This window comes from Nonomuraea sp. KM88 (genome assembly GCF_052245635.1).
GTDB lineage: Bacteria > Actinomycetota > Actinomycetes > Streptosporangiales > Streptosporangiaceae > Nonomuraea.
Genome location: NZ_JBQQCC010000004.1, coordinates 377,712 through 398,026, shown reverse-complemented (window position 1 = coordinate 398,026; position 20,315 = coordinate 377,712). Strand labels below are relative to the sequence as shown.

Sequence of the window (20,315 nt, the reverse complement as noted above, 5' to 3'; positions counted from 1 at the left end):
TGCGATGGCGTACGGGGAGACCAAAGGAGAGGATGGCGTGGAACAGGAAGGGACGCACCGCATGGAGCCAACGGGCGCCGCGCCCCTACGCCCGACGGACTTGCGGGAGGTCGGGCCGTACCGCCTGCTCGGGCGGTTAGGCGAGGGGGGCATGGGGACCGTGTTCCTCGCACGGGCGCCGACGGGGCGGTTCGTGGCGCTCAAGGTCGTGAAGGCGGAGTTCGCCAACCAGGAGGGGTTCGCGGCCAGGTTCCACGCGGAGGTCGACAGCGCCCGGCGGGTGGCGTCGTTCTGTACGGCCCAGGTGCTGGACAACGGCAACACCGGGGACGGCAGGCCCTACATGGTGACCGAGTACATCGCGGGCACCCCCCTGTCCGACCAGATCTCCAGGCACGGCTCGCTGGACCCTGGCCCGCTGCACGGCGTCGCGCTCGGGGTCGCGGCGGCGCTGGCGGCCATCCACGTCGCCGAGCTCGTGCACCGGGACCTCAAGCCGGCGAACGTGATCCTCTCGCTGTCCGGGCCCCGGGTGATCGACTTCGGGATCGCCAGGGCGCTCGACCGGGAGAGCGGGTTCACGCTCTCCGGCGAACTCCTGGGAAGCCCGGGCTGGTGGGCGCCCGAGCAGGTGCGCGGCGAGCCGGTCAGCCCGGCCGCCGACATCTTCGCCTGGGGCTGCCTGGTGGCGTACGCGGGCAACGGGCGGCACCCGTTCGGCCGGGGCGACCCCATCACGCTGGCCCACCGTGTCCTGAACACCCCTCCCGACCTGGGTACGCTGCCCGCGCCGCTGGACGACCTCGTCCGGCTGGCCACCTCGATGGACGCCGCGCAGCGCCCGACGGCGCAGGATCTGCTGATCGCGCTGGTGGGAGGGAACACGCCCACACCGTCGATCAACCCGCCCACGCTGGTGGCGACCGAGATGCTGAACGACTGGCGGCCGCCGCAGGAGGACGATCAGGACGTCACGGCCGCGTTCACGGCTCCCTCGCCGGGCGACACCACGCGCCGGGAGAGGGTGATCGGCGGCCCGGGCGTCCCGCCTGACCCGGATTCGCCCCCGCAGGGCGATCCGCGTGACTCCGGCGTCCCGCCTGGCAGGCCTCAGCCCGCTGCGGAAAGCCCTCGCGAGAGCTCGCCCGGCGGGACCGGGACGCGGGCGGCGCGATCGGGCGCGACGCCCGCCGAAGAGCAGGTGCGGCCGGATGCGGCGCCCGCGACCCGTACGGACACCTGGCCCGGGGAGCAGGGCGCCTCCACGCCCGCCGGCGAGCCGGCCACGCTCGGCGGCTCGAGGACGTCCGGCACCCGCTGGCTCATCGCCGCCGCGGCCGCCGTGCTGGCCATCGTCGTGACGGCCGGCGTGCTGATCGTGACCACCGGCCGTACCGGCACCACCCCCGGCGACGCGGGCGCCGCCTCCCCGACCGGCGCGCGCCCCAATGACGTGGGCCGCAGGTTCGCGCTGGGCGCGGACTTCGACGACCCCGTCGCCGTCGTCGCCTCCGCCCCGGAGTGCGGGCTGAAGACGTACGAGGGGACGGCGGCGTCCAGGGGCCAGTTCTGCGTCGTCCGCTGGACGATGATCAACCCGGGTGGCGAGCGGCAACCGCTGGTCCAGCCGGTCGTTTCCATGGTCGACGACCGGGGCGCCGAGCATGATCCGGCCGCCGTCACCCTTCCTCCGGCCATCCTGCCCGGCGGGCGGGTGGACAGCGCGTTCGTGTTCGACCTGCCCAACTACCGCAAACCCGTGAAGGTGACGGCGAACGTGCTGGAGAACGGCAGGCAGATCGAGGTCACGCTGTGATGATCCGGTCCGCCCTCGTCGCGCTCCTGCTCGCCGCGGTGATGCCGCTCGTGCCAGCCTCAGCGGCCGCGTGCGCTGGAGGGTCCGACTTCGACGGTGACGGCGTGGCCGACGTCGCGGTGGGCGACCCGTTCGGCGACGGGCAGAAGGGGTCGGTGCACGTGCTGTCGGGCGGCAAGGTCGTTCCCGTCACCGTTCCCGGCCTGGCCAGGGGCGACGCGTTCGGCTGGTCGGTGCGGCTGGCCAAGGTCGACGGTGACGCCTGCGCCGACCTCGTGATCGGCGCCCCGTACGCGGACGTCGACGGCGCCGAGGACGCCGGGGCCGCGTACGTCGTCTACGGCGCCGGCTCCTCGCCCCCGCAGCGGCTGACGGCGGCGCGACCGCAACGGTTCGCACACTTCGGCTGGTCGCTGGCGGCGCGTGGCGACCTGGTGGCGATCGGCGCGCCGTACGAGGACGAGAACCGGTTGCTCGACGTGGGAGCCGTCTACGTGCGCAAGGGCACGGGCGAGCTGCGCAGGATCAGCCAGGAGTCCGTGGACGTGCGGGGCAACAGCGAGGTGGGCGACCAGTTCGGCTGGTCGCTGGTGTACGGGCCGGGGAACGGGCTGCTCGTCGGCGTCCCGTACGAGAACGACGACGGCCTGGGCCGCCAGGTCGAGGACGGCAAGATCGACTCGGGCTCCGTCGTCTTCATCGACGACGTCCTGGCGACCAGGCTGACGACGGTGAAACTGGACTCGCCGACCGACGCCTCGGGCGACAGGTACGGCTACGCGGTGGCCTACGCCGACGGCGCCGGGTACGCGGTGAGCTCGCCGGGCCCGGGGAACGTGCAGCTTCTCGACGAGAACAGGAAGCCGGTGCGCACGGTGGCGCAGCCGGGCGAGCAGGCGTTCGGCTTCTCTCTGGCCACATCCGATGACGGCAGGCTGGCCGTCGGCGCGCCCTACGGCGGCGGCGTCCGGGTGGTGTCGTGGCAGGACCCTTCCGAGGAACGCATCCTGCCGACCCGCGACGGGCTGTTCGGCTGGTCGGTGGCCTTCAGCGGCAACAAGCTCTTCGTGGGGCAGCCGGACGCGCAGCCGTACGGGAGGGTGGCGGTGACGGGCCGCAACGCGGAGACGCCGCGGCCGCTGCAGCCGGCCAAGGGGGCCGACTTCGGGGTGTCGGTGGCCGGTTGACGGGTCACGAGGTCAGCGCGACAGGCGATCGCCCGCCGGCGCGACCAGCGGTGACCGGCTAGGGGAACAGGCGGTCGCCGCAGGCCGGCCACTGGCTCTCCCCGCCGCCCTCTCGCTGGTAGAGGATCTGGGCCCGGTAGGTCTGCTCGTCGGCGGGCCAGTCACTCGGCAGCCCCATGCCGCCCACGGCCTCCCACATGCGCGTGCTGAACTGGTACATCCCGTAGTGGGGGCCGTCGGGATTGTAGGCGAGCGGGTCGCCGTGGGCGACGCATTCGGCCAGGGCGGGCCAGTCGAGCCGCGTCACGGCGGGTTCGACCGGCTCGACGTGCTGCGGGGTGAGCGTGATGACCGTGCCGTCCTCGGGGAAGCTGCCCAGCGGCGGGCTCACGTGGTAGCCGTGGCGCGGCGCGATGTGCTGCTGCTCGAGCACCCGCCGTACGGTCCTGGCGGTCGTCCGCGAGGTGAGCCGCCGGTTGCCCGCGACGATGTGCACCTCGCGCCTGGTGTGGACGGTGAGCGCCATCCCCGACAGCGGCACCGCGTGGCCGGGCGACGCGGAGAGCGTGCCGCGCGCCGCCTCGATGTCCAGCTCGGTCAGGGCGTCGGCGACGTTCGTCGCGGTGACGAGATGCGTGCTCGTGCGGCCGTCCACGGTCACCGTGAGCGGGCGGGCGCGGCGCACCTCGATGACGGCGCCGTCGGCGACGTGTTCCCGTGCGGCCGGGCGTACGACGTCGCCCGTGCCCATCGAGATCCCGGCGTCGGTGAGCACCTCCTCCACGGTCCCCGCGAAGGCGCGGACGGTTGCCTGTTCGCCGTCCACGATGACGACGACCTCTTTGACCAGCAGCGACACCGCCACGAGCGTGCCGAGCGCCACCGCGCCCGCCAGGCACACGACGGGCGTCCACGGGGAGCGCCACGGGATCGGCGGGCGCGGCGCGCGCCTCTTACCTCGCACGGACCACCTCCGGTTACGGGCGGGAAACGCCCGAACGCTAGCGGTGGTCGTGCCGCCGGATCCGCCGGTTCACCAAACGATGGTCACCACTCGCCGAAGACCGTGACTCCGTTGGCACTGATCGCCTCGCACAACCGGTCCGGATGGGCGCCCTTGACCTCCGCGAGGCAGCGAAGAGTGAGCGGGATGAGGTAGGGGGCGTTGGGCTTGCCGCGGTGCGGGACGGGCGGCAGGTAGGGGGCGTCGGTCTCGACCAGCATGAGCTGCTCGGGCGCGACCTCGGCGGCCTCGCGCAGGTAGCCGGCGTTCTTGTACGTCACCGGGCCGGAGAACGACATGAAATATCCCGCTTCGGCGCATTTTTTCGCCATCTCGGCGTCGCCGGAGAAGCTGTGAAACACCACCTTCTCCGGCGCCCCCTCCTCGGCCAGCACCTTCAGCACGTCGTCGTGCGCCTCGCGGTCATGGATGACCAGCGCCTTGCCGGTGCGCTTGGCGATCTCGATGTGGGCGCGGAAGCTCGCGTGCTGGTCGTCCCTGCTCGACCAGTCGCGGTAGTAGTCGAGCCCCGTCTCCCCCACCGCGCGCACCTCCGGCCGCCGGGCCAGCGCCTCGATCTCGGCCAGCACCTCGGGCGTGGCCTCGTGGGCCTCGTTGGGATGGACGGCCACGCCGGCGTAGACGCCTTCCTGCCCGGCCGCCACCCGCGCGTTCCACCGGGAGGAGGCCAGGTCGTAGCCGATCGTGACCAGCCGGGTCACGCCGACCGCCCTGGCGGCCTCCAGGATGCCGCGCACGCCGGCCGAAGCCGCCTGCGCGGCCTGCGCCACCGGATCGCCCGACGACGCCTGCCTGTCGCCCACCATGATGTCGAGGTGGCAGTGGCTGTCGAACACGGGCGAGGAAAGCGGCTCAGGCGCGGCGGGAAGCTTGCTCACGGCATCCAAGGTAGCCGCCCCCGGCCCCGGCGCCGCCCACGAGGGCCGCGCACACGCGAAAGGCGCCGCCCGCAGGGACGGCGCCTTGGCGTGTGCGTCTTCGTCAGACGGTCACTCCCCCAGCCTGGCGAGCTCCTCGTCGACGACCTTCGGGTCCAGCTTCTTGAACAGCGGCACCGGCGCCGCGAGCGGCGTGCCCGGCTTGATGGGCTGGTGCTCCCAGCGGGCCGCCCCGTCGTAGTCGCCGGTGATCACCGGGTAGGGGTCGCCGCCGTCCTCGTCGACCTCGTGGATCTCCGGCATGCCCGCCCACACGCCCTCGCCGCCCAGCATGGCGTGGACCTTGTTGGACGAGCTGGGCAGGAACGGCGTCAGCATCGTCTTCGCGTCGTCGACCACCTGGAGCGCCACGTGCAGGATCGACTTCTGCCGCCCGGGGTCTCCCTTGAGCTTCCACGGCTCCTGCTCGGCCAGGTATTTGTTGGCCTCGCGGACCACGTCGAGCGCCTCGCTGATCGCGTTCTTGAACCTCGACCTGCCGAGCTCCTCGCCCACCGGGCCGAACGCGTTGCGCGAGCGCTCCAGCAGCGCCCGGTCGGCGTCGGTCAGGTCGCCGGCCTCGGGCACGGCCCCGAAGTTCTTCGCCGCCATCGAGATCGACCGGTTGACCAGGTTGCCCCACGCCGCGACCAGCTCGCCGTTGTTGCGGTTGACGAACTCCTGCCAGGTGAAGTCGGTGTCCTGGTTTTCCGGGCCGGCCACCGCGATGTAGTAGCGCAGGGCGTCGGCGTCGTAGCGCTCGAGGAAGTCGCGCACGTAGATGACGACCTGGCGGGAGGAGGAGAACTTGCGGCCCTCCATCGTCAGGAACTCGCTGGAGACCACCTCGGACGGCGCGTCGAGCGCACCCAGCGAGCCGGGCGTGCCGCCGCGGTCGCCCCGCCCGCTGTAGCCGAACAACATCGCCGGCCAGATCTCGGCGTGGAAGACGATGTTGTCCTTGCCCATGAAGTAGTAGCCACGGGCGTCGGGATTCTGCCACCACTGGCGCCACGCGTCGGGGTCTCCTGAGCGCCTGGCCCACTCGATCGAGGCCGACAGGTAGCCGATGACGGCGTCGAACCACACGTAGAGCCGCTTGTTGGGCTGGTCGCGCCAGCCGTCGAGCGGGATCGGCACCCCCCAGTCGAGGTCACGGCTGATCGCCCGCGGCTGAAGGTCGCCGAGCAGGTTGAGCGCGAACTTCAGCACGTTGGGCCGCCACTCGCCCTGCTTGGACTGCAGGTAGGAGCCGAGCACCTCGGCGAAGGCGGGCAGGTCGAGCATGAAGTGCTCGGTCTCGGTGAACACCGGCGTCTCGCCGTTGATGCGGCTCACCGGGTTGATCAGCTGGATCGGGTCGAGCTGGTTGCCGCAGTTGTCGCACTGGTCGCCGCGCGCGCCGTCGTAGCCGCAGATGGGGCAGGTGCCCTCGATGTAGCGGTCGGGCAGCGTACGGCCCGTCGACGGCGAGATGGCGCCCATCGTGGTCTGGGGGAAAATGTAGCCGTTGGCATAGAGACCCTTGAAGATCTCCTGCGTGACGGCGTAGTGGTTCTTCGTCGTCGTCCTGGTGAACAGGTCGTAGGCGAGCCCGAGCCCGGTCAGGTCTTCGGCGATGACGCGGTTGTAGCGGTCGGCCAGCTCCTTGGCGCTGACGCCCTCCTTGTCGGCCTGCACCTGGATCGGCGTGCCGTGCTCGTCGGTGCCGGAGACCATCAGCACCTTGTTGCCCGCCATCCGCTGGTAGCGGCTGAAGATGTCGGACGGCACGCCGAAACCTGAGACGTGCCCGATGTGGCGAGGGCCGTTAGCGTACGGCCACGCGACGGCGGTCAAGATGTGCTGGGACATGTCCTAAGCCTACGGGGTCCCTGAAGATCATTTGTTACGGTCGCCGACGGCCCGCCACCCCGCACGTCTTCGGCTTTCTCCTTACGGTCACCGGCGGCCCGCCACCCGCCGCACTCCGGCTGAGGGCCCTCCAGGAAACGCCCGCTGCCCCTTCACCACCGACCCGCCGCAACGCGAGCCACCCTTGCCTGTGTTCCGTGGTCCACGCCTTGACCACGGCCCGGGCGGGCGGGGCGCTCCGTAACGGCGGCGCGCCACTGACCGGTCAGAGAGCGTTTCCCTGGACAGACGGGAACCCTCGTCGGCGGATGGCCGGCCCTGGCAGCGCGTAAAAGATACTTATCCGCACACCGGTCAGAGGGCGTTTCCCTGGACAGGGGCGAGCCAGGGTCGGCGGATGGCCGGCCCTGGCAACGCGTGAAAGATGTCTACTGCTTGGACTTCTCGAGGGAGAGCGCCTCGGCGGCCTCCTCGGCTGCCTTGGCGGCCACGTCGATGGAGCTCTCGCGGGTGCGGCGGATGCCCAGGATGCTGATGAACAGCGAGGCGAAGATCGTCTGGAAGCTCATGACGAGCGCCGTCGCCGACGGCACGACGAGCCGCAGCGACTCGCGGGGGTTGAGCTCGCCGAAGCTGCGCACCTGCCAGTGCACCAGCGACATCACCAGCCCGACCAGGCCGGCCAGCGCCAGCAGGCCGCCCACCACGAGCCCTTTCTCCAGGGTCACGATGTCGATGATCCTGCGGATGCGCGGCGACTCCGGCAGGAAGCCCTCCTCGGCCGCGTAGACCTTCGTGAACAGCGCGAACAGCGCGGCCTGGAAGCCGATCACCATCAGCGCGGACGTGCCGACCAGCGTGTCGACGTCGAAGGCCAGCTCGCCGATCTCGACCGGGCCGAATGTCAGCGCGGTGCTCGCGACCAGGCCGATGATCATCATCAGCACGCCGGGGTAGAAGAACAGCCACTTGGGGCTGTAGAGGAGCAGGAAGCGCAGGTGACGCCAGCCGTCGCGCCACGAGCGCAGGTGCGGCGGGCGTGAGCGGCCGTCGGGCGAGAGCGTCGTGGGCACCTCGCGCACGTCGAGGCCGGACAGCGTGGAGCGGACCACCATCTCCGAGGCGAACTCCATGCCGCCGGTCTGCAGTTGCAGCCGCAGGATGGACTCGCGCCTGAAGCCGCGCAGCCCGCAGTGGAAGTCGCCGATCGCCGACGGGAAGAACAGCCTGCCGATGAACGACAACACCGGGTTGCCGAGATAGCGGTGGAGCGGAGGCATGGCCCCCGGGGCGATGCCGCCCTTGAAGCGGTTGCCCATCACCAGGTCGGCGCCGTCGCGCAACTGCTCGACGAACGGCAGCAACGAGGTGAAGTCGTAGGAGTCGTCAGCGTCGCCCATGATCACGAACTTGCCGCGCGCCGCCCGGATCCCGCCCATGAGGGCGTTGCCGTAGCCCTTCTCATCGACGTGGACAACGCGGGCGCCGGCATCACGGGCCAGCTGTTGCGAGCCGTCCGTGCTGCCGTTGTCGGCGATCAGGACTTCGCCCTCGATGCCGTGCTCCTCCATGCACGCCAGTGCTTTGCGCACACAGACTTCCACGGTCTCCGCCTCGTTGAGGCAGGGCATGACCACCGTCAGTTCCACGTGTCTACCCTTCAGTTAAGGCTGTTCCAGTCAACCATCATGCCCTGTGCCCGAGTGTGGTCGGGTCAAGACCCACAAACGACTGGCATTCTTTACAGCATGGTGAGCGTCGCGGAGATTACCCCTGTGGACCACTCCGCTCCTGGCCCGGCAGCCCGTGCGCTGTCCATGATGCGCCGGCATCGGGTGTTCGCCGCGGCCTTCGGCGTCGGCGCCGTGCTGCGGCTCATCACCATGCTCGGCTACGGCCCGGCCATGTGGTTCAACGACTCCTACGAGTACGTCTCGGTGGCCCTGCACCCGAGGCCCCACCCGATCAGGCCCGACGGTTACAGCTTCTGGCTGATGCTGCTCAAGCCGTTCCACAGTTTCACCCTGGTGGTCTTGACGCAGCACCTGATGGGCCTGGCCACGGCCTGCCTGATCTACGCGCTGCTGCGCATCAAGTTCAGGCTGCCGAAGTGGGGGGCGACGCTGGCCGCCGCGCCGGTGTTGTTCGACGCCTACCAGATCCAGCTGGAGCAGCTGGTGATGTCCGACACCATGTTCATGCTGCTCGTGGTCGGCGTCATCACGATGGTGTTGTGGAAGCGGCGGCTGACGTGGCAGGCGGGCACCGTGATCGGCCTGCTGCTGTCGCTGACGTGGCTGACCCGCTCGATCGGCCTGCCCATCCTGGCCCTGGTGGTGCTCTATCTCCTGGTCAAGCGCACCGGCTGGCGGCCCATCACGGCCGTCATCACGGCCTGCGCGATCCCGGTGCTGGCCTACATGGGCTGGTTCGCCTCCGCGTACGGCAAATTCGCCATGACCAACAGCGACGGCCTCATCCTGTACATGCGCACGGCCATCTTCGCCGACTGCAACAAGATGGACATCGACAAGTACACCGAGGTGCAGCTGCTGCTGCTCTGCATCAACGACCCGGTCAGCCAGCGCAAAGACTATGCCCAGTGGTATCTGTGGGGGCAGGGCAACGGCGACGGCACGGGCACGGGCGAGGTGCTGCACCGATGGGGCACCAACAAGAAGTTCAGCGAGATCACCAACGAGGCGGCCAGCAAGTTCGCCACGCGGGCGATCCTGTCGCAGCCCGGCGACTATCTGCAGGTGGTCGTGCGCGACTTCTTCCGTTCGTTCCACTGGGCCCGGCCGCGCTTCCCCGACGAGTCCACGTACAACATGTACCAGTTCAAGCCCTACTACGAGATCGATGCGAACGGCCAGCCCAAGCGGCTGCCGAAGTGGTCGTCGTACGCGGGCGGCCGCACCGACACCGACGCGTTCAGCTACGAGCAGGGCCCGCCCGAGACGAGGATCGTGCATCCGTGGGCCGACATCATGAGCGGCTACCAGAAGGTGTTCTACCTGCGCGGCATCGTGCTCGGCGGGATCCTGCTGATCGGCCTGTACGGCGTCGCGGTCCGGTGGCGCAAGTTCGGCGGCCCGGTCGTGCTTCCGTGGCTCGGCGCGTTCGGGCTGCTGCTGGCCCCGGCCGCGACGGCGGAGTTCGACTACCGCTACGTGCTTCCGGCCGTGCCGCTGGCCTGCATCGCGGCGGCGATCACGCTGCGCAAGGGCGTCACTTCGGTGCGACGGTCACCCAGGAGCGCAGGAACATCCGGGCCCACCATTCTGCGTGTGCGATGGTCTCGGCGGTCAGCACGGGGTAAAGCCACCAGAGGTTGACCAGGGCGATGAGCGTGAACGCGCCCACGACCGCGGCCCCGAACGCCCTGCGCGCGGGCGTGGCCGCGGCCTTGCCCAGGATCAGCCCTGCCACCAGCACGAGCGCCAGCACCATGAACGGCACGACGGGGATCATGTAGAACAGGTACATGGTGCGGTTGTCGGCGATGGCGTAGTAGAACCACGGCAGCCAGCCGACCGCGTAGGCCAGCAGCACGGCGCCGGCCCGCCAGTCGCGGGTGTTGAAATACCACACGACGAGGGCGATCAGTGCGAGCGCGGCCCCGTACCAGAGGGCGGGGGTGCCGGCCCCGATCACGGCCTGCGAGCACTTGTCGGCCCCGCACGCCGACGGCGGCAGGTCACCGGCGTAGTGGAAGGTGACGGGCCGCAGCAGCACGGGCCACTGCCAGGGCTCCGACATGTACTGGTGGTAGGTGTCCAGCCCGCTGTGGAAGCCGAGCACCTGCAGCTGGTACTGCAGCCACGACCGCACCGAGTCGACCACGAAGAACGCGGGCCCCGACGAGGTGGCCTGCGCCCAGTTGCGTCCCCAGCCGTCCGCGCTGACGAACCACCCGGCCCACGACGCCGTGAACGTCGCCGCGGACGCGAGCGCCATCGCCCCGAACCCGCCGGGCAGGTCGTACGCCAGAGCCCCCCTGACCGGCTCGCGCGCCCCCAGCGCCCGCCTGGCCCCCATGTCCCACATGAGGCTCATTACGGCGAACGCGAGCAGGAAGAAGATGCCCGACCACTTGACCGCGCACGCGGCGCCGAGGCAGACACCCGCGGCGATCCGCCAGGGCCTGAGCCCGAGCCGCGGCCCCATGCCGGCGACGGGCGAGCTCTCGTACCAGGCGACCAGCCGTTCCCGCGCCTGGTCGCGGTCGGCCACCAGGCAGGCGAATCCGGCCAGCACCCAGAACATCAGGAAGATGTCCAGCAGCCCGGTGCGCGACAACACCAGGTGCAGGCCGTCGAGCGCCAGCAGCAGCCCGCCCAGGCAGCCGAGCAGCGTCGAGCGGGTCATCCGCCGCGCCACCCTGGCCATGATCAGGATCGACAGGGTGCCGATCAGCGCGGCGGCGAAGCGCCAGCCGAACGGGTTCATCCCGAACAACCACTCGCCCGCGCCGATCATCCACTTGCCGAGCGGCGGATGGGCCACGAACGACGCGCAGTCGGAGGGCTGCGCGCACTGCTTGAAGATGTCCAGGTTGCCGGCGATGAGCCGGCGGTCGGCGATGGGGTTGTCGGCGTCGCCGAGCATGGTCCGCTCGACGCCGTGGAGCAGCAGCGAGTAGGCGTCCTTGACGTAGTACGTCTCGTCGAAGGCGACGGACTTGGGATCGCCGAGCCTGACGAACCTGAGGATGCCGCCGAAGATCGCCACCACGATCGGCCCGACCCACCCCAGCAGGACGCCGTCCTGCATGGGCGGGATCAGTCGACGCGGTGAAGCCCCCCATTTACTCACGAAGCGCACCTTATGGTGTCGCTGATCTCCTGTGCACCAGATCGTAAAGCTCGCGCTTGGGAATGCCCGCCCCCTTGGCCACCTCGGCGACGGCCAGCTTGCGCTGCGCGCCCTCGGCGACCATCCGGTCGACCTGCGCGACGAGCGCGTCCATGTCCTGCTCCTCCGCCCGCGCGACGTGACCGGCGACCACGACCGTGATCTCGCCCTTGACGCCGCCCTCGGCCCACGCGGCCAGCTCGCCGAGGCCGCCCCGGCGCACCTCCTCGTACGTCTTGGTCAGCTCGCGGCAGACCGCCGCCTCGCGGCCGGGCCCGAACGCCTCCGCCATGGCCGTGAGGGAGCTCGCCAGCCGGTGCGGCGCCTCGAAGAAGACCATCGTGCGTTCCTCGCCCGCCAGCGCGGCCAGGCGGCGGGCGCGCTCGCCCGGCTTGCGCGGCGGGAAACCCTCGAAGCAGAACCGGTCGCTCGGCAGCCCCGACACGGCCAGGGCGGTGGTGACGGCGCTCGGGCCCGGCAGCGCGGTGACCGTGACGCCCGCCTCGACCGCGAGGGTCGTCAGGCGGTAGCCCGGGTCCGACACGCCCGGCATCCCCGCGTCGGTGATCACGACGACCGTGCGGCCCTCCCGCAGCACCTCGACGAGCTCCTGGGCCCGGCCCGCTTCGTTCTGGTCGTAGTAGGACACGATCCGGCCGGTGATCTCCGCCCCCAGCTCCGCGGCGAGCCTGCGCAGCCGGCGGGTGTCCTCGGCGGCGACCACGTCGGCGTCTTCGAGCGCCTCGCGCAGGCGGGGCGAGACGTCGCCCGCCTGGCCTATGGGGGCTCCTGCCAGCACCAGCCTGCCGCGCTCTCCAGTCACCCGACCATTGTGGCAGGCTATCCCTATTAGACGGTGTTTCTGCATGGCTTTCCGCTGGGGGCCCGTACGATGGCCGAATGGCGGTGACCGACTCCTCGTACCAGGCCTTTGACGACTCGGAGGCCGGCGACGGCCAGCACGAGGCCGCCCGGTCCGTACGCGATCGGGTGATTCCTCCCATGCGCGGAAGCGTGCTGTGGGGGTGGCTCGGCCCGCTGCTGGTCACCGTGTTCGGCGGGGTCCTCCGTTTCCTCGATCTCGGCCATCCCAAGGCCGTGGTGTTCGACGAGACGTACTACATGAAGGACGGCTACTCGCTGATCACCTGGGGGGTCGAGCGGGTCACGGTCAAGGACGCCGACAAGGCCATCATCGCCGGCGACACCGGCGGCATCTGGCAGTCGTGCACGGCCGAGACCATGGACAAGTGCGCCTCCTACGTCGTGCACCCGCCCCTGGGCAAGTGGATGATCGGCGCCGGCGAGTGGTTGTTCGGGCTCAACCCGTTCGGCTGGCGCTTCGCCGCCGCGCTGATCGGCACCCTGTCGATCCTCGTCCTGGCCAGGGTGGCGCGGCGGATGACCCGCTCGACGCTGCTCGGCTGCTTCGCCGGTCTGCTGCTGGCCCTCGACGGCCTGCACTTCGTGCTCTCCCGCACGGCGCTGCTCGACATCTTCCTCATGTTCTGGGTGCTGGCCGCGTTCGCCTGCCTGGTGGCCGACCGCGACCAGGCACGGGAACGGCTGGTCGCCTGGTACGAGAGCTCGCCGCTGTCGCCGCAGGGGCCGTGGCTGGGCATCAGGTGGTGGCGGATCGCCGCCGGCGTGTGCCTCGCCTTCGCGATGTCGGTCAAGTGGTCGGGGCTGGCGTTCGCGGTGGCGTTCGCGATCATGTCGCTGATGTGGGACTTCGGGGCGCGCAGGGCCGTGGGGCTGCGCAGCCCGTACATGGGGGCGTTCAACAGGGACGTGCCGCAGGGGGCGCTGGCGTTCGTGGCGGTGCCGTTCGTGGCGTACATGGCCACCTGGACGGGCTGGTTCGTCAACGCCACCGGCTACGGCCGCAACTGGGACCAGGCCACCTCGTCCGGGCCGCTCTACTTCGTCTTCGACTCGATGCGGTCGTGGGTCCAGTACCAATGGCAGGTCTTCACCTTCCACAGCGGGCTGGAGACCTCGCACCCCTACATGTCCGAGCCGTGGCAGTGGCCGCTGCTGCTGCGTCCCGTGGCCTTCTACTACGAGGCCAGGCAGAACGCCTGCGGCGTCAAGGACTGCTCGGAGGCGGTGCTGGGCGTGGGCACGCCGGTGATCTGGTTCGGCGCGGCGGCGGCGCTGGTGGCCCTCATCGCGTGGTACGTCTCCTCGCGCGACTGGCGGGCCGGCGCCGTGCTGCTGGCCTACGGCATGGGCTGGCTGCCGTGGTTCTACTTCGCCATCGCCGGCAACCGCACCATGTTCCTGTTCTACGCCATCCCGATGGTGCCGTTCATGGTGCTGGCCATCACGCTGTGCGCGGGGCTGATGATCGGGCGCGCGGGCAAGAGGGTGCCGGGATACCCCTACTATCGCCGGCCGGCCGCTGCCGCCGTCGTCGGCGCCTTCGCCCTGCTCGCTCTGATCAACTTCTGGTGGCTGCATCCCGTCCTGTCGGGTGAGCTGATCCCGTACGTCGAGTGGAAGGCCCGCATGCTGTTCGAGAAGCAGTGGATATGATCACGTTTTCGTCGGCTCAATAGTGGTTTATTAGGGCAGTCGCAGTGCAAGACCCGATACGCACCACCTTCGGACATCGTCAGGTCCGGGGTCGATACGGCAAACTTCGAGGCATGAGTGCACCGGATGTCACCGCCCTTCTCGCCGAGTTGGAGCGCTCTCAGCCGGACCTTGCCGAAGAGGCCAGGACCGCCGTCGAATGGTTGACGGGTGGGGAGCCGTTGGAGACGGTAACCCAGCTCGACGTCTGCGAGTTTCTCTGGTACACCCTGCCGATCAAGGTAGGGCCGCTCAAGCCCGGAGGCGACCACGAGCGCCTCGCACGTTCGCTCGGCCAACTGCTGCGGCTCGGCGGGCTGGAGCGGTACGCCGACCTGTGCACGTCCCCCACGACGATCAAGATCCTGCGCACGTACACCCGCGAGGGCGAGGACGCCGGCGCGAGCGCCTACCAGCAGGCGCTGGAGGCCACGGGCGTGCTCCCGCCCGACGTGCCGGAACTCCAGTGGAGCATGATCATGGGCCCGGAGGAGCTGGGCGCCCACCTGGCCTGCTCCGCCGCGCTCGAGCTGGCCATCGTCGCCCGCGCGAGCGTCGACCGCACCGCGCTGACCCGCCGCTGGCTCACCGAGCCACGGGCCGAGCTGGGCGGCGACAGCTGGCTCAACCGGGTGCACGGCGAGCGGCTCAACCGCTGGGTGCTGGGCCGCGGCCCGGCCAGGCGCGAGCTGGCCCAGCCGTTCGAGGTGCGCCTGCACGCGCCCGTGACCCCGCAACCCCTGCCCGCCCTGCACCGGCTGCTCTCCCTGGCCGCCGCCTCGGAAGGCAGCCTGCCGCTGCGGCTGGCCCCGTCTCCGGAGGCGCTCAGGCTGCGCGAGCTCGCCGAACGCGAGCTGGGCGCGATCAGCCGCGACGGCGCCAAGCTGGTCATCACCGACCACGGCAAGCGGCTGCTCAAGTCCCCGAAGGCGATGTGGAGGGCGGTCACCAAGCTGCTGCTGGCCAGGGGCGAGCACGAGTTCGAGGTGTCGGCCCGCGAGGCCGCGCTCATGCTGCTGGCCGACGGCACCCTGATGTCGCCCGCCGAGCTGCGCGAGCGGGTGGCGGAGGTGGTCGGCGGTGAGGGCTGGCATCCCGCGACGAGCCTGGAGGACGTCGCCGCGCCCGTGACCGACCTGGTCGCCCAGCTCACGGCGCTGGAGCTGGCCTACAGCGACGAGCTGGCGGTGCGGATGCGCCGCCCGGGCCAGCTGGCCGCGCTGGCGGCGCTGCGCGCACACGCGCTGCGGCCGAGGAAATACGTCAGCTCGGGATGAGCTCCGGCCTCCGCCCATGACCCCGGAGAGCTGTTCGAACACGTGCGGTAGTTACGATGGCGGGGCAGCACCAGAAGGGGGGCCGTCATGGAGCTGTTCCCTGCCATGCCGCTCGCGGAGTGGACGGAGGCCAAGGAGACCTTTCACAGGTTCGCGCAGATCGTGGGCAAGATCCGGCTGGCGTCGAGCAACCGGCGCAACCACTGGTGGCAGGTGCCCTTCCACCCGACCGGGCGAGGGCTCACCACGCGACCCATGGGCGGCCTGGGCGAGCAGCCGCTGTTCTGCATCGACTTCGACCTCGTCCGCCACCGCCTGCTGATCGACGTGCTCGACGGGCGCAGCGCGGAGTTCGGCCTGATCGGGCGGTCCGTGGCGTCGTTCCACGACCGGCTGTTCGAGACCCTGGCCGGGCTGGGCATCCGGCCCGAGATCTGGGCGGTGCCGTTCGACATGGGGGACGACACGCCGTTCCCCGAGGACAGCCTGCACGCCCGCTACGACCCCGTGCTGATCAACCGCTACTGGCGGATCCTGTCGCAGGTGGTGCAGCTCCTCGACCGGTTCGCCGCCGGATTCGCCGGCAAGACGAGCCCGGTGCACCACTTCTGGCACACGTTCGACGTCGCCGTCACCCGGTTCACCGGGCGCGTGGTCCGGGTCTCGCCCGACGCCGACCCGGTGACCCGCGAGGCCTACAGCTGGGAGGTCATCAGCTCGGGCTTCTGGTTCGGCGACAAAGAACGTCCATGGCCGGCGTTCTACTCCTACACCGCGCCCGAGCCCGAAGGGCTGGAGCGCGAGCCGCTGCGGCCCGCGCAGGCCGAATGGCTGCCGGCCAGGGGCAGCCACCTGGCCGTGCTCCGCTACGACGACGTGCGGGGCATGGAAGACCCGGTGGCGGCGGTGCTGGAGTTCCTCGACAGCGCCTACCTGGCGGGCGCCAGGCTGACCCGGCTCGACACCGAGGCCCTGGCCTCCCCGGGCGGCGTGACCGACCCCTACTACGGGAGGGCCTGAAAAGCGCGAAGCGCCCGCCCTCCGGAGAGGGCGGGCGCTCCACGAGTGCGCACCGGTGTGCAGGTCGCCTCTCGGCGAAAGGCACAACGCGGCTCCAGCCGAACGGTAGTCCGCGAAGGCAATAGGTGAGGCCCGGGGACACTGATCACACCGGCCACGCGTCATATAACCCCGCCAGGCGGCCGGACATTCCCCGTCAGGCGATTTTTCCCGGCGGCTCATGCGCGGGGGCGCCGTCGGGCGCGAGCCGGGCGGCCCTGGCGTGCAGGTAGCGCTCCTGGGGCCCGCTCATCGCGCGACCGGCCGCCTCCTCGTACGCCTCGCGGGCGGCCGCGTGGTCACCGGACATCTCCAGCAGGTGCGCGCGGACCGCGTACGGCCGGTGGTCACCGGCCAGCCGGTCGTCGTGCTGGAGGCGTTCGAGCAGGTCGAGGCCCGCCTGAGGGCCGCGGGCCATGGCCACGGCGACGGCGTGGTTGAGCGCCACCATGGGGTTGCCGGACATCTCCAGCAGCCGCTCGTACAGTGCCACGATCTGCGGCCAGTCGGTCTCCTCCGCGGTGCGCGCCTCGTCGTGCAGCGCCGCGATCGCCGCCTGGAGCTGGTAGGGGCCGGGCGTGCGGCGGGAGAGCGCGGCGGTGACGAGAGCGATGCCCTCCTCGATGGCGGCGGCGTCCCACAGGCCGCGGTCCTGCTCGGCCATCGGGATGAGCGCGCCGTCAGGGCCCGTACGCGCCGGTCGCCGCGCGTCGGTGAGCAGCATGAGCGCGAGCAGCCCGGCCGCCTCGGCGTCGTCGGGCAGCAGCCGGTGGACCACGCGGGCGAGCCTGATCGCCTCCGCCGCCAGCTCCGCGCGCTGCAGGTGCGGCCCCGAGGAGCTGGAATAGCCCTCGTTGAAGATCAGGTAGAGCACGTGCAGCACCGCGCCGAGGCGTACGGACCGCTCGCCCTCACCGGGCAGCCGGAACGGCACCCCGCTCCGCTTGACCTGGTTCTTCGCCCTGGTGATGCGGCGCGTCATGGTGTGCTCCGACACCATGAAGGCGCGGGCGATCTCCCGCGTGGTGAGGCCGCCCACCGCGCGGAGCGTGAGGGCGATCTGCGAGGCGGGCGCGAGCGACGGGTGGCAGCACATGAACAGCAGGACCAGCGTGTCGTCCGCCGCCGGGGCGGGCTGGTCGGCGGCGGGCGACAGCCACTCCTCCGGCAGCCTCCACGAGGCGAGGGTGTCCTCGCGGCGCCGGCGCGCCTGCTCGCTGCGGAGCAGGTCGGTCAGCCGCCGCGACGCCACGGTGATCAGCCAGGCCCGCGGGTCGTCCGGCATGCCCTCGTCCGGCCACTGCAGGGCGGCCGCGAGCAGCGCCTCCTGCACGGCGTCCTCGGCGGTCGCGAAGTGCCCGTACCGCCGGACGAGCGCGCCGAGGACCTGCGGCGCCAGCTCGCGCAGCAGGTCCTCGGTCACCGGCTCGTCCGTCACTCAGAACCCCATGTCGGCCGCGGCGTCGACGATGGGCCTGACGTCGGCGTAGGCGTCGTCGTAGGCGCCGCCGGGGTAGGGGCACCGCCCCAGTCTGGCGGCGATCTCGGTGGCGCGGTCGAAGCTCTCGCAGTCGACGATCCAGTAGCCGGCGAGAACCTCCTGGGTCTCCGCGTACGGCCCGTCGGTGACGACCGGCCGGCCGTCCTTCGACTCCAGCCTCCTGGTGTGTACGGGCGCCGCCAGGCCCCGGGTCTCGACGAGCTCCCCCGACTCCTCCAGCTCCCTGTTGAACTCGGTCATGAACGCGACCATCGCCTCCACGGCCTCCGGCTTCCACGCGGCCTCGCCGCCGGAGTCCTTGCCCGACAGCACGTCGTAGTCACGCTGCGAGCCGTACGAAAGGATCATGTACTTCATCGTGGTGATTCCTTCCTCCGTTGCCTCTCGCCAGGGACGTCGGAGCCGAGGCCGCGTGCCGGACACGTTCCCGGAAAAGATTCACACGAGCACGCCGCCGCCGTCCACGCCCGTGACCGCCCCGATGACGTACGGGCCCGCGCGTAGGGCACCATCGAAGGCGTGCCATACGCGAACGCCACCGGCGTCAAGCTGTCCTACCAGGTCCGCGGCGCAGGGCCGCCCCTCGTGCTGCTGCAGGGCCAGGCCAACGACCACCGCTGGTGGGACCCGGTGCGGGCCGACTTCGGGTCGTCGTACACCACGATCACCTTCGACTACCGCGGCACCGGCCACAGCGACAAGCCCGACGAGCCGTACACGACCCGCGGGTTCGCCTCCGACGTGCTGGCAGTGCTCGACGAGCTGGACGTGGAACGGGCGCACATCTACGGCACGTCGATGGGCGGGCGGGTGGCCCAGTGGCTGGCGGCCGACCATCCGGATCGGGTCGGGGCGCTGGTGCTCGGGTGCAGCTCGCCGGGCGGCGCCCACGGGTTCGAGCGGGACAACGACGTCCGCAGGTCGCTGGCCCAGCCGGACCGGGCCGCGGCCGAGCGGGCGCTGCTGGAGCTCATGTACACCCCCGCCTGGCTGGCCACGCACCCCGGCCCGCATCGCACCGTCGGCGACCCGAGCATGCCGGCGTACGCGCGGCGCCGCCATCTGGCCGCCAGCGCCGGGCACGACAGCTGGGATGCGCTTCCCTCCATCACCGCCCCCACGCTGATCGTGCACGGCACCGACGACGTGTTCAACCCGGCGGCCAACGCGCCGCTGCTGGCCGAACGCATCCCGGACGCGCGGCTGCGGATGGTAAAGGGGGCACGGCACGCGTACTTCGAGGAGTTCCGCGAGGTCGCGAGCCCGCTGGTGCTGGAGTTCCTGGCCGGATCGGCCCGCGCGGTCTAGCCGGCGGCCCGGGTGAGGCGGGCGGCCAGTTTCCGCAGGTGCGCGGCCAGCTCGGCCGGTTCGTGCACCTCGAACTCGCAGCCCAGCGAGAGCAGCCGGAAGGCGAGCCAGTCCAGGGTGTCGGCGTGCATGCGCAGCCGGCAGGTCCGCTCGTCCTCGCCGACGACCTCGCCGAGCGCCCTGACGACCTCCGTGCCGGGGCCGTGCAGCGTGACGACGGCCTCGTACGCGGGGGCGGTGGAGTAGAGCTGGTCCGCGACGTAGGCGGCGGCGTCGGCCGGCGGCTCGCGCGGTGCGATCCTGGCGCCCGTCCGCAGCAGATCGGCGATGCGGTCGATGCGGAAGATCCGCCAGTCGTCGCGGTCGCGGTCGTGCCCGAGCAGGTACCATCGCCGCCCGGCCGCGACCAGCCGGTGCGGGTCGACCAGCCGCCCGCCCGTCCTGCCGTCGTTGGTCCGGTACGCGAAGCGCACGCGTTCCTTTCCCGTCACGGCCATCGACAGGGCGGCGAGCAGTTCGGGATCGACCTCGGGCGCGCCGGGCACGGGCATCGGCACGGTGGCGGCGCCGAGCGCGCCGACGCGATGGCGCAGGCGGGCCGGCAGCACCTGTTCGAGCTTGGCCAGGGCGCGTACCGAAGCCTCCTCGATGCCCTGCACCGGATGCCGGGCGGCGGTGGACAGGCCGACGGTGATGGCCACCGCCTCCTCGTCGTCCAGCAGCAGGGGCGGCATCGCGGTGCCGGCGACCAGCCGGTATCCGCCGTCGGCGCCCATGCTGGCCGCTACCGGGTAGCCGAGGGCGCGCAGGCGTTCGACGTCGCGCCGGACCGTGCGGCGGCTGACCCCGAGTCGTTCGGCCAGCTCGCCGCCCGGCCACTCGCGCGGGGTCTGGAGCAGGGACAGCAGGGTCAGGAGGCGGGAGTCGCTCATAAATCT

The 20,315-nt window shown here is 71.1% G+C and carries 16 protein-coding genes; 7 read left to right on the top strand and 9 right to left on the bottom strand.

Going from position 1 to position 20,315, the window contains the following annotated elements:
* Positions 1–4 precede the first annotated feature (4 nt).
* Both ACTWPV_RS15265 and ACTWPV_RS15260 read left to right on the top strand, forming a co-directional pair.
* Entirely contained in the window at positions 5–1,816 is a 1,812-nt protein-coding gene (locus ACTWPV_RS15265) for a serine/threonine protein kinase (protein ID WP_443152257.1), read from the top strand.
* Positions 1,816–3,003, top strand: a complete 1,188-nt coding sequence (locus tag ACTWPV_RS15260; protein WP_347646203.1) for a hypothetical protein — start codon at positions 1,816–1,818, stop codon at positions 3,001–3,003. Before ACTWPV_RS15265 ends, ACTWPV_RS15260 begins: the two co-directional genes overlap by 1 nt.
* Before the next feature lie 58 nt (positions 3,004–3,061).
* Here the strand turns inward: ACTWPV_RS15260 and ACTWPV_RS15255 are convergent, their stop codons facing one another.
* The 4 genes from ACTWPV_RS15255 to ACTWPV_RS15240 form a co-directional block, all read right to left on the bottom strand.
* A complete protein-coding gene (locus ACTWPV_RS15255; protein ID WP_347646202.1) occupies positions 3,062–3,967 on the bottom strand; it encodes a ubiquitin-like domain-containing protein in 906 nt (301 codons plus the stop codon).
* Between the two features lie 83 nt (positions 3,968–4,050).
* Entirely contained in the window at positions 4,051–4,905 is an 855-nt protein-coding gene (locus ACTWPV_RS15250) for a TatD family hydrolase (RefSeq protein ID WP_347646201.1), read from the bottom strand.
* 111 nt (positions 4,906–5,016) lie between these two features.
* Entirely contained in the window at positions 5,017–6,798 is a 1,782-nt protein-coding gene (gene metG, locus ACTWPV_RS15245) for a methionine--tRNA ligase (RefSeq protein WP_443152256.1), read from the bottom strand.
* Positions 6,799–7,226: 428 nt separating this feature from the next.
* Positions 7,227–8,447: a glycosyltransferase family 2 protein gene (locus ACTWPV_RS15240; protein ID WP_347646199.1), complete on the bottom strand. Its 1,221-nt coding sequence runs from the start codon at positions 8,445–8,447 to the stop codon at positions 7,227–7,229.
* Positions 8,448–8,546: 99 nt separating this feature from the next.
* On the opposite strand from ACTWPV_RS15240, the gene ACTWPV_RS15235 reads away from it, so the two are divergent.
* Complete coding sequence (locus ACTWPV_RS15235; protein ID WP_443152255.1) at positions 8,547–10,136, top strand: hypothetical protein; 1,590 nt, start codon at positions 8,547–8,549, stop codon at positions 10,134–10,136.
* On the opposite strand, the gene ACTWPV_RS15230 is transcribed toward ACTWPV_RS15235, so the two are convergent.
* On the bottom strand, positions 10,030–11,574 hold the full coding sequence (locus ACTWPV_RS15230; RefSeq protein ID WP_347646197.1) for a dolichyl-phosphate-mannose--protein mannosyltransferase: 1,545 nt from the start codon (positions 11,572–11,574) through the stop codon (positions 10,030–10,032). The two genes, ACTWPV_RS15235 and ACTWPV_RS15230, sit on opposite strands and share 107 nt — an antisense overlap.
* Before the next feature lie 52 nt (positions 11,575–11,626).
* Complete coding sequence (rsmI, locus tag ACTWPV_RS15225) at positions 11,627–12,478, bottom strand: 16S rRNA (cytidine(1402)-2'-O)-methyltransferase (RefSeq protein WP_347646196.1); 852 nt, start codon at positions 12,476–12,478, stop codon at positions 11,627–11,629.
* 77 nt (positions 12,479–12,555) lie between these two features.
* Here rsmI and ACTWPV_RS15220 point away from each other — a divergent pair, with 77 nt between their 5' ends.
* The 3 genes from ACTWPV_RS15220 (at position 12,556) to ACTWPV_RS15210 (ending at position 16,529) form a co-directional block, all read left to right on the top strand.
* On the top strand, positions 12,556–14,193 hold the full coding sequence (locus ACTWPV_RS15220) for a dolichyl-phosphate-mannose--protein mannosyltransferase (RefSeq protein ID WP_443152254.1): 1,638 nt from the start codon (positions 12,556–12,558) through the stop codon (positions 14,191–14,193).
* Positions 14,194–14,306: 113 nt separating this feature from the next.
* Positions 14,307–15,509 (top strand): hypothetical protein, encoded by a 1,203-nt coding sequence (locus tag ACTWPV_RS15215; RefSeq protein WP_443152253.1) that lies wholly within the window; start codon positions 14,307–14,309, stop codon positions 15,507–15,509.
* A gap of 87 nt (positions 15,510–15,596) precedes the next feature.
* Complete coding sequence (locus tag ACTWPV_RS15210) at positions 15,597–16,529, top strand: DUF5996 family protein (RefSeq protein ID WP_443152252.1); 933 nt, start codon at positions 15,597–15,599, stop codon at positions 16,527–16,529.
* A 196-nt stretch (positions 16,530–16,725) separates the two neighbouring features.
* Here ACTWPV_RS15210 and ACTWPV_RS15205 read toward each other — a convergent pair whose 3' ends face one another.
* Both ACTWPV_RS15205 and ACTWPV_RS15200 read right to left on the bottom strand, forming a co-directional pair.
* Positions 16,726–18,006, bottom strand: a complete 1,281-nt coding sequence (locus ACTWPV_RS15205) for an RNA polymerase sigma factor (RefSeq protein WP_443152251.1) — start codon at positions 18,004–18,006, stop codon at positions 16,726–16,728.
* A complete protein-coding gene (locus tag ACTWPV_RS15200; RefSeq protein WP_347646191.1) occupies positions 18,007–18,426 on the bottom strand; it encodes a YciI family protein in 420 nt (139 codons plus the stop codon).
* A 162-nt stretch (positions 18,427–18,588) separates the two neighbouring features.
* Between ACTWPV_RS15200 and ACTWPV_RS15195 the strand changes: the two genes are divergently transcribed.
* Positions 18,589–19,377 carry an alpha/beta fold hydrolase gene (locus ACTWPV_RS15195; RefSeq protein WP_443152250.1) on the top strand — a complete coding sequence of 263 codons (789 nt, stop codon included), beginning with the start codon at positions 18,589–18,591 and terminating at the stop codon, positions 19,375–19,377.
* Here ACTWPV_RS15195 and ACTWPV_RS15190 read toward each other — a convergent pair.
* Positions 19,374–20,309 (bottom strand): helix-turn-helix transcriptional regulator, encoded by a 936-nt coding sequence (locus tag ACTWPV_RS15190; RefSeq protein ID WP_443152249.1) that lies wholly within the window; start codon positions 20,307–20,309, stop codon positions 19,374–19,376. The genes ACTWPV_RS15195 and ACTWPV_RS15190 overlap by 4 nt on opposite strands.
* Positions 20,310–20,315: the final 6 nt, after the last annotated feature.

Excerpts from the sequence above, each read along its gene's own strand:
- ACTWPV_RS15265 (WP_443152257.1), top strand. The coding sequence starts at position 5 with ATGGCGTACGGGGAGACCAAAGGAGAGGATGGCGTGGAACAGGAAGGG.
- ACTWPV_RS15260 (WP_347646203.1), top strand. The coding sequence starts at position 1,816 with ATGATCCGGTCCGCCCTCGTCGCGCTCCTGCTCGCCGCGGTGATGCCG.
- metG (WP_443152256.1), bottom strand. The coding sequence starts at position 6,798 with ATGTCCCAGCACATCTTGACCGCCGTCGCGTGGCCGTACGCTAACGGC.
- ACTWPV_RS15235 (WP_443152255.1), top strand. The coding sequence starts at position 8,547 with ATGGTGAGCGTCGCGGAGATTACCCCTGTGGACCACTCCGCTCCTGGC.
- ACTWPV_RS15230 (WP_347646197.1), bottom strand. The coding sequence starts at position 11,574 with ATGCAGGACGGCGTCCTGCTGGGGTGGGTCGGGCCGATCGTGGTGGCG.
- ACTWPV_RS15220 (WP_443152254.1), top strand. The coding sequence starts at position 12,556 with ATGGCGGTGACCGACTCCTCGTACCAGGCCTTTGACGACTCGGAGGCC.
- ACTWPV_RS15215 (WP_443152253.1), top strand. The coding sequence starts at position 14,307 with ATGAGTGCACCGGATGTCACCGCCCTTCTCGCCGAGTTGGAGCGCTCT.
- ACTWPV_RS15210 (WP_443152252.1), top strand. The coding sequence starts at position 15,597 with ATGGAGCTGTTCCCTGCCATGCCGCTCGCGGAGTGGACGGAGGCCAAG.
- ACTWPV_RS15200 (WP_347646191.1), bottom strand. The coding sequence starts at position 18,426 with ATGAAGTACATGATCCTTTCGTACGGCTCGCAGCGTGACTACGACGTG.
- ACTWPV_RS15190 (WP_443152249.1), bottom strand. The coding sequence starts at position 20,309 with ATGAGCGACTCCCGCCTCCTGACCCTGCTGTCCCTGCTCCAGACCCCG.